The sequence below is a fragment of the Microbacterium sp. K35 genome, from assembly GCF_004794375.1.
Classification (GTDB): Bacteria; Actinomycetota; Actinomycetes; order Actinomycetales; family Microbacteriaceae; genus Microbacterium; species Microbacterium sufflavum.
On the sequence record NZ_SSDM01000301.1, the window covers coordinates 1 to 8,414 of the forward strand.

The 8,414-nt window shown below is 71.0% G+C and carries 10 protein-coding genes; 1 reads left to right on the plus strand and 9 read right to left on the minus strand.

What is annotated here, in order from left to right:
- Positions 1-224: 224 nt before the first annotated feature.
- The 6 genes from DW299_RS11700 to DW299_RS11725 all read right to left on the minus strand — a co-directional run bounded on the left by DW299_RS11700 (position 225) and on the right by DW299_RS11725 (position 4,634).
- Positions 225-1,514, minus strand: a complete 1,290-nt coding sequence (locus DW299_RS11700) for a citrate synthase (protein WP_136028647.1) — start codon at positions 1,512-1,514, stop codon at positions 225-227.
- 189 nt (positions 1,515-1,703) lie between these two features.
- The gene (dapC, locus tag DW299_RS11705) at positions 1,704-2,816 is read right to left on the minus strand and encodes a succinyldiaminopimelate transaminase (protein ID WP_136036697.1); all 1,113 of its coding nucleotides are present in this window, start codon (positions 2,814-2,816) and stop codon (positions 1,704-1,706) included.
- A 9-nt stretch (positions 2,817-2,825) separates the two neighbouring features.
- Positions 2,826-3,146 carry a ferredoxin gene (gene fdxA / locus DW299_RS11710; RefSeq protein ID WP_017203330.1) on the minus strand — a complete coding sequence of 107 codons (321 nt, stop codon included), beginning with the start codon at positions 3,144-3,146 and terminating at the stop codon, positions 2,826-2,828.
- A 9-nt stretch (positions 3,147-3,155) separates the two neighbouring features.
- Positions 3,156-3,566 (minus strand): histidinol dehydrogenase, encoded by a 411-nt coding sequence (locus tag DW299_RS11715; protein ID WP_168442764.1) that lies wholly within the window; start codon positions 3,564-3,566, stop codon positions 3,156-3,158.
- 40 nt (positions 3,567-3,606) lie between these two features.
- Complete coding sequence (locus DW299_RS11720; RefSeq protein WP_136028645.1) at positions 3,607-3,921, minus strand: AzlD domain-containing protein; 315 nt, start codon at positions 3,919-3,921, stop codon at positions 3,607-3,609.
- Positions 3,918-4,634, minus strand: a complete 717-nt coding sequence (locus tag DW299_RS11725; RefSeq protein ID WP_136036698.1) for an AzlC family ABC transporter permease — start codon at positions 4,632-4,634, stop codon at positions 3,918-3,920. The genes DW299_RS11720 and DW299_RS11725 overlap by 4 nt, the downstream gene beginning before the upstream one ends.
- 102 nt (positions 4,635-4,736) lie before the next feature.
- Here DW299_RS11725 and DW299_RS11730 point away from each other — a divergent pair, with 102 nt between their 5' ends.
- A complete protein-coding gene (locus DW299_RS11730; protein ID WP_136036699.1) occupies positions 4,737-5,285 on the plus strand; it encodes a helix-turn-helix domain-containing protein in 549 nt (182 codons plus the stop codon).
- A gap of 8 nt (positions 5,286-5,293) precedes the next feature.
- On the opposite strand, the gene DW299_RS11735 is transcribed toward DW299_RS11730, so the two are convergent.
- The 3 genes from DW299_RS11735 to DW299_RS11745 form a co-directional block, all read right to left on the minus strand.
- Complete coding sequence (locus DW299_RS11735; RefSeq protein WP_136036700.1) at positions 5,294-6,919, minus strand: MFS transporter; 1,626 nt, start codon at positions 6,917-6,919, stop codon at positions 5,294-5,296.
- Positions 6,916-7,962, minus strand: coding sequence for a glutaminase A (gene glsA, locus DW299_RS11740; protein WP_136036701.1), 1,047 nt, complete (start codon positions 7,960-7,962; stop codon positions 6,916-6,918). Before glsA ends, DW299_RS11735 begins: the two co-directional genes overlap by 4 nt.
- A gap of 108 nt (positions 7,963-8,070) precedes the next feature.
- The coding region (locus DW299_RS11745) for an aggregation-promoting factor C-terminal-like domain-containing protein (RefSeq protein ID WP_446724797.1) at positions 8,071-8,414 on the minus strand (344 nt) is incomplete at its 5' end.

Consider the following 8,414-nt stretch of genomic DNA (forward strand, 5'->3'; position numbering starts at 1 on the left):
GGTCAGGGCGGCGGCCAGGGCGCCAGCTACTCCACGCAGACCGGCGGCGCTTCGCGCCAGGGCGGCCAGTCCCGTCAGGGCGGTGGCCGCGGCTCGCAGGGCCGCTGACACCCCTGCCACCCGGAACGGTGCCCCTCCTCACGGAGGGGCACCGTTCTGCGTTGCGCTGCCGGACGCCGAAACGCCCCCTCCGATGTGACGGAGGGGGCGTTTCGGGTTACGGCTCAGCGCGTCGGGAAGGACCGCTCGGGCGAACCCGTGTACAGCTGCTGCGGGCGGCCGATCTTGGTCTGCGGGTCGAGCTGCAGCTCACGCCACTGCGCGAGCCAGCCCGGGAGCCGTCCGATCGCGAAGAGCACCGTGAACATGCGCGTCGGGAAGCCCATCGCCTTGTAGATCACGCCGGTGTAGAAATCGACGTTCGGGTAGAGGCGACGCTCGCGGAAGTAGTCGTCGGCGAGCGCGAGCTCCTCGAGCTCCTTCGCCAGATCGAGCAGCGGGTCGGTCACGCCCAGCGAGGCGAGCACCTCGTCGGCCGCCTCCTTGACGAGCTTGGCGCGCGGGTCGTAGTTCTTGTAGACCCGGTGCCCGAAGCCCATCAGCTTCACGCCCTCTTCCTTGTTCTTCACCCGCTCCACGAAGCGCGCGACGCTCTGCCCCGAGTCGCGGATCTGACCGAGCATCGTCAGCACGGCCTCGTTCGCACCGCCGTGCAGCGGGCCGGAGAGCGCCTGGATGCCGGCGGACACGGAGGCGAACTGGTTCGCGCCCGTCGAGCCGACGAGGCGGACGGTCGACGTGGAGGCGTTCTGCTCGTGGTCCTCGTGCAGGATCAGCAGCAGCTCGAGCGCCTTCGCCATGACCGGGTTGATCTCGTACGGCTCGGAGTTGACGCCGAAGTTGAGCTTGAGGAAGTTCTCCACGAACCCGAGGGAGTTGTCGGGGTACAGGAACGCCTGCCCGACGCTCTTCTTGTGCGCGTAGGCCGCGATCACCGGGAGCTTGGCGAGCATGCGGATCATGTTCAGCTCGACGTGCTCGGGGTTGTGCGGGTCGGTCTGGCCCTCGTAGTACGTCGACAGGGCGGCGACCGCCGAGGACAGCACGGACATGGGGTGCGCGGTGTGCGGCAGCGCGGAGAAGAAGCGCTTGAGGTCTTCGTGCAGCAGCGTGTGGCGGCGGATCTTCTCGTCGAACTCGGCGAGCTCGGATGCCGAGGGCAGCTCGCCGTAGATGAGCAGCCACGCCACCTCGAGGTAGCTGGTGCTCCCGGCGAGCTGTTCGATCGGGTAGCCGCGGTAGCGCAGGATGCCCTTGTCGCCGTCGATGAAGGTGATCTCGGACTTGGTCGAGGCGGTGTTCACGAAGCCGTAGTCGAGTCCGGTGTACCCGGTCTGCCTGGTCAACGTCGAGAAATCGATGCTGTCGTGGCCGGCCGTGCCGCGCACCACGGGGAATTCGGCGGTGGTGTCACCGATCGTCAGCTTCGCCGTCTGGTCTGCTGCAGCGCTCACGCGCCCTCCTCCTTTGTCTGACCGCCTGCGCGTCGCGGGGGTGTCAGCACGTTCGTGATCAAGCCGGAAGTGGCGATCTCTCGGCGCCGAGCGCCTGGTCGGGTGACGACCGAATCGCTTTTACAGCCTAGTAGTCCCACCGGCCTACTGTGACAACCGCCAAACAGATCGCCGCTGAGCTGAGGGAAGCTACAGGGCGCCGTCGTGCAGGCGCTCTGCCGCCGCGCTCACCCGCTCGGTCGGCGCGGTCAGCGCGAGCCGCACGTGCTGCGCCGCGTCGGCACCGTAGAAGGGGCCGGGACCCGCGAGGATGCCCAGGTCGGCGAGCCGCCCCAGCGACTCCCACGCGTCGCGTCCCTCCGTCGCCCACAGGTAGAGACCCGCCTCCGAGCCGTCGATGCGGAAGCCGGCGGCCTCCAGGGCCGGGCGGAGCAGGTCGCGCCTGGCGCGGTACAGCTCTTTCTGCGCGGCCACGTGCGCGTCGTCGCCGAGCGCCACGGCCATCGCGTGCTGCACCGGAGCGGGCGGCATGAGGCCGAGGTGCTTGCGGGCGGTGAGGAGCTCCCCCACGATGCGGGCGCACCCGGCCACGAAGGCGGCGCGATACCCCGCGAGGTTCGACTGCTTGCTGAGCGAGTACACGCTGAGCAGGTTGGCGCGGCTGCCGTCGGTCACCCGCGGGTCCAGCACGGACGGGATCGGCTCCGTCGACCACGGGCCGTCCCACCCCAGCTCCGCGTAGCACTCGTCGCTCGCCAGGACCGCGCCCAGCTCGCGCGCGCGACGCACGGCGGCCGCGAGCTCCGCGGCGCTCCAGGTGCGCCCGTCGGGGTTGCCCGGGGTGTTGATCCAGATGAGCTTCGTGCCCTCGGGCCACTCCGCCGGATCGTCGGCCGCGAGCGGTGTGGCTCCGGCGACGCGGGCGCCCACGTCGTACGTCGGATAGGCCACGCGCGGGTGCACCACGATGTCGCCCGGCCCGAGACCGAGCAGCGTGGGCAGGAGCCCGACGAGCTCCTTCGAGCCGATCGTGGGCAGCACGTTGTCGATGCGCAGATCCGGCACGCCGCGGCGGCGCGCATACCAGGCGACGATGGCCTCGCGCAGCACGGGCGTACCGACCGTCTGCGGATAGGCGTGGGCGTCTGTCGCCTCGGCGAGCGCCCGGCGGATGATGTCGGGCGTCGGGTCGACGGGCGAGCCGACCGAGAGGTCGACCAGACCGCCCGGGTGCTGCGCTGCGCGGTCACGGAACGGGACGACCGCGTCCCAGGGGTAGTCGGCGAGGTCGCGGACGCTCACGGCCGGCGCCTACTCGCCCTGCGGCGGCAGCGCGGCGATGATCGGGTGGTCGAACGGGTAGACGCCGACCTTGGCGGCGCCTCCGGGCGAGCCGATCTCGTCGAAGAACTCGACGTTGGCCTTGTAGTAGTCCTGCCACTCGTCGGGCAGGTCGTCCTCGTAGTAGATGGCCTCGACGGGGCACACCGGCTCACAGGCACCGCAGTCGACGCATTCGTCCGGGTGGATGTACAACGACCGTTCGCCCTCGTAGATGCAGTCAACGGGGCACTCGTCGATGCAGGCGCGATCCTTGACATCGACGCACGGGAGGGCGATCACATACGTCACCGCTCCAGTCTACGTCGCGCTCGGCTCCCGGTCCTCCGTCGGCGCGCTCGCGGGTCGTGCGGGCGGGCGGGAGAACGACGGCCACGCGACAACGAGCAGCACGATCCCCGCCGCCAGGTAGGTCCAGATGCGACCGGCGAGCGAGTCCTGCACGACGACGGAGCCGCCGGGGCCCACACCGGAGATCATGACCAGCATGCCGAGCATCCCGAGCCCTGCGGCGACGGCCGCCCAGCGGTCGTGGGTGAGCGCGCGGATCGCCACCAGGATGGCGGCGCAGGCGATCGCCGCGACGATCAGGCCGACCGGGATCGGGCCCCACGTCACGCTGTGCGCGATGGTCCCGGCCACGCCGTAGACACCGCCGACCAGGGCCGCGGCGACCCACGACAGCACCCTCGAGATCCCGTTCACGCGCACCCCTCGATCCTATCCGCGCGGCGGTCGCGGCACCCGCCGATCAGCTGGCGAGCCCGAACAGGCGCAGCAGCGCCGCCACCAGCGCCGCCGCCACGACCACCACGAGGAACGACTGCCGCAGCCACAGCAGTCCGGCCGCCACCAGCAGCGCGGGCACGCGGGCATCGACCGTGATGGCCTGGCCGTCGCCGAGGGTCTGCACAGCGACGAGTGCCGCGAGCAGGGCCACCGTGAGCAGATCGGAGATGCGGGCGGGACGCGGCGCCTCGAGCACCTTCGGCGGCACGAGGTAGCCCGCGGCCTTGAGCGCGAGGCAGATCAGGGCGGCCAGCAGGATGGCGCTCCACAGGCTCATGCGCCGGCCTCCCGCTTCTCGAGGGGCTCGCGTCCCGCATCGTCCCGCCCGAGCCAGTTGAACCACCCGACCGCGATCGCGACGACCGCGGCGATCAGCACCGGCAACCCCGGCATGAGGAACGGGGTCAACGCCGCCGCGACCACTGCCGCCGCCACGCCGACGGCCACCGCCTGGCGCTGTCGGAGGCGCGGCCACAGCAGGGCGAGGAACGCTGCCGCGGCCGCCGCGTCCAAGCCCCAGGCCTTCGGGTCGCCGAGCACGTCGCCGACGAGGGCTCCGGTGAGGGTGGTCAGGTTCCAGCCGATGAAGATGCCCACGCCCGTGACCCAGAAGCCCACCCGGCGCAGGCGAGGGTCGTTCTGGGCGATCGCGACGGCGGTGGACTCGTCGATCGTGAAGTGCGCGGCGGCCGCACGGCGCCACGGTCCTCCCCCGACGAGGGGCGACATGCGCATGCCGTAGGCGACGTTGCGCACGCCGAGCAGCGCGGCCGAGGCGATCGCCGACGGGAGGGCGGCGAGGCCGCCCGAGGCGAAGACGCCGATGAACGCGAACTGCGACCCGCCCGTGAACATCAGCAGGCTCAGCACGCAGGTCTGCCACACGTCCAGCCCGGAGGCGACGGCGAGGGCACCGAACGAGATGCCGTAGGCGCTGGTGGCGAGCACGACGCCGAGCGCCTCGCGCCACACCTCGCGTTCCGCGGTCACCGGGACACCGCGCGCGCTGTTCGTTTGAGTGAACGCATGACCATCATTCTGAACAGCTGCTGGTGGATAGTCAAGCGAACGATCGTTTGACATGATGAACGCATGGAGGATCTCCGCACCCGCCTCGCCCGCACGCTCCGCCGCGAGCGCGAGGCCGCGAGCCTGTCCGTCTCGGAGCTCGCCCGCCGCGCCGGCGTCTCCAAGGCGACCGTCTCACAGCTCGAGAGCGGCGCGGGCAACCCCAGCGTCGAGACGCTGTGGGCCCTGGGCGTCGCCCTCGGGGTGCCCTTCGCGGTGCTGGTCGACCAGCAGGCCAACGCGCCCACGCTCATCCGCGCCGACGAGCTCGCGGGCGTGCCCTCGTCCGCCGCCGCCTACAGCGCGACCCTCCTCTCGGCCAGCCCGCCCGGCGCCCGGCGCGACGTGTACCTGATCCAGGCCGAGCCCGGAGACCCCCGCCGTTCCGACCCGCACCACCCGGGCACGATCGAGCACGTGATCCTGATCGCGGGCCAGGCCCGCATCGGCCCGCCCGACGAGCCCGTCGTGCTCGACCCCGGCGACTACCTCACGTACGCCGGAGACGTGTCGCACATCTTCGAGGCCACCAAGCCCGGGACGAGCGCGGTCCTCATCTCCGAGCTGCGCTGAGCGCCGCCTCAGTCCGAGCCGCTCGACGGCGACGGATCGGGGATCTCGTGCGGCCGGTACTGCGGCAGCCGCGACGCCGGAAGGATCGCCAGGGCGCTCACCGCCGCCAGCAGCAGCAGTCCGAGCTTGAGCGTGCTCAGACGCGCCTGCTCGTTCACGGCGACCGCAGCATCCACCTGCTCCTCCGTGGCGTCCGTCGACTCCAGCACCACGCGCAGGTCGTCGTTGCTGATGAAGTTCACGTCATCCATCGGCACCTGCGCCACCAGCGACGGCGGCAGCTCCGGATGCTCGACCACCGCGCGACCGACGTTCAGGGCGAGCAGCGACACCAGCAGCGCGCCGGCGAGAGCCGTCCCCACCGCCGATGCGAGGTTCTGCGTCGTGCCGCGCAGGGAGCCCACGTCGCCCGCCAGCTCCGCGGGGGCCGCCGTGACCAGCACGTTGAACACCAGGGTGACCAGGGCGCCCTGTCCGATACCGAACACGATCAGCCCCGCGATCGTCGGCACGGTCTCCCAGTTGTTCGTCACGACGACCGAGAGCCACACGAGCGCGGCGGTGGTGAGGATGAAGCCGAACACCCCGATGGTGCGCGGGGGGTAGCGCTTGTAGAAGCGCACGACCAGAGTCGCGGTCAGGAAGACCGTGAGGTTGAACGGCATCATCGCCAGCGACGTGTCGAACGGGGTCCTCCCCTGCACGATCTGGATGTACAGCGGGATCGTGAAGTTCACGCACGCCTCGAGCCCCACGACGATGAACATGGCGTAGACGGCGGCACGCTCGCGCGACGACCCCAGCACACTGAGGTCGATGAGCGGTACCTTGCCCTCCGCCATGCGCCGCCGCGTCCACAGGAAGAACGCCTGCCCCAGCACGAGGCCGAGCACGATGAACAGCGGTGCCGGCGACAGCCCCAGCACGCTGAACGGGGCGGCCGGCGATGCGGCCAGCGCACCCCAGCTGTTGAGGTTGTTGAACCCGAGCGTCAGCAGCACGATCGCGCCGCCGATCAGGAGCGACGCCACGAGGTCGATGCGGATGGAGGCGTCGCCGCGGTCGCCGCGCAGCGTGAAGCTCAGGGCGAAGACGGCGACCGCGACGGCCAGCACGATGAAGAACAGCGGGCGCCAGCCGACGAGCGTGCCCAGCGTGCCGCCGATGAGGAAGGCGCTCACACCCGAGATGGCGCGGGCGGAGCCGATGGCCCCGATCGCGGTGGCCTGCTGGGATCCGCGGTAGTTCTCGGCGATCAGCGCCACGATGGACGGCACGATGATGGCCGCGGCCGCCCCGGCCACCGCCTGACCGGCGATCGCCCACCAGATGCCGGGGGCGGTGAGCATCATGATCGCGGAGCCGGCGAACAGGGCGACCACCACCCGGAAGATCAGCACCCAGCCGACGCGCTGCCCGAGCTTCGCGCCCGTCATCACGAGCGCCGCGACCGCCAGGCCGTACATCACGATGGTGGTGCTGGCGAGTGTCGGCGGCACGCCGAACTCACCGACCATGCCGCCCAGGGAGATGGGCAGCGCCGCCACATTGAACGACATCAGCACCTGCGCGAGGAACAGACTCACCATCGGCAGCCACGAGGTCTTCGCTGGCGCCTGCACCGTCTCCGTCATGATCGCTCCTTCTCCGCCGGTCGGGGACCGCTTCCCGAGTCGTCCGCCTGCGCGGGTGCGGAGGCGAACAGATTGAGCCCGAGCGAGCGCGACAGATGGCCGATCGCCATCTGCGACCGCACGGAGTTGCCCGCGTCGTCCAGCCGCGGCGAGAACCCGGCGGCCGCCCCTTTGCCCGGCGAGACCGCGACGATCCCTCCCGCGACACCGGACTTCGCCGGGAGACCGATCTCGAACAACCAGTCGCCGGAGTTCTCGTAGAGTCCGCTCGCTGCGACGACCGCGAGCGTGTCGCGGCACACGTCCGCCGTCACCACGCGCTCCCCCGTGATCGGGTTCACGCCGCCGTCGGCGAGCGTCGCCCCCATGACGGCCAGGTCGTGCGCCGTCACGCTCAGCGCGCACTGCCGCGTGTACACATCGACGATCTCGTCCGGGTCGCCCGCCAGGCGTCCGTAGCTCTTGAGCAGCCAGCCGAGGGCGCGGTTGCGGTCGTTCGACGCCGCCTCCGACGCGTACACCTCGCCGTCGAGGCTCAGCGGCCGTCCGGCGAACGCCGACAGCCCCTCCCGCACCCGTTCCCACTGTTCGACCGCGGTCGCGCCCGGCATCAGCGCCGTGGTCGCGATCGCGCCGGCGTTGACCATCGGGTTGCGCGGATGGCCCTCGTTCAGCTCCAGCGCGACGACCGAGTTGAACGCGAGCCCGGTGTTGTTGACGCCGACGATGTCGCGGACGCGCTCGTGCCCGTGCTCCTGGATCGCCAGGGCGTACACGAACATCTTCGAGATCGACTGGATCGAGAACGGGTGCAGCGCGTCTCCGGCGTCGTGCACCCCGCCGCCGACCTCGATGACGGCGAGACCGAACAGCTCGGGGTCCACCTCGGCCAGCACCGGGATGTAGTCGGCCACGCGCCCTCCGCGCTCACCGGCATAGCGGGCGTGGGCCTCCCGGACGATCTCGTCCACGCGCTCCCAGCCGGGCAGCGTGCCAGTCGAGACCTCCTGCGGGACATCGAGCCAGGCGACGGGATCGAGCACCACTCCTCCTCGGATTCGCGACGCTCCCCAGCCGTCACAGTCACCGTAGCGCTCGACCGCCTCTCAGGATAGGCCCGTCACGGTGCGTGACCTCCGGCCCGCTCGGGCTCAGTACCAGTTCATCGCCTGCGAGTGGCCCCAGGCGCTGCAGGGCGTGCCGTAGGCATCGGCGATGTACTTCAGGCCCCACGCGATCTGGGTGGCCGCGTTGGTCTGCCAGTCGGCGCCGGCCGAGGCCATCTTGCTGCCGGGAAGCGCCTGCGGGATCCCGGTGGCACCGCCATCGGCGTTGTACGCCCGGTAGTTCCAGCCCGACTCCTTGTTCCACAGCGAGTTCAGGCAGGAGAACTGATCGCCGCCCCAGCCGTAGCGGTCGGCCATCATCTGCTGCGCCGTCGCCTTCGCGCCGTCCACCGTGTTGGCCGCGGCGAGCGTGACCACGGCGGCCGCAC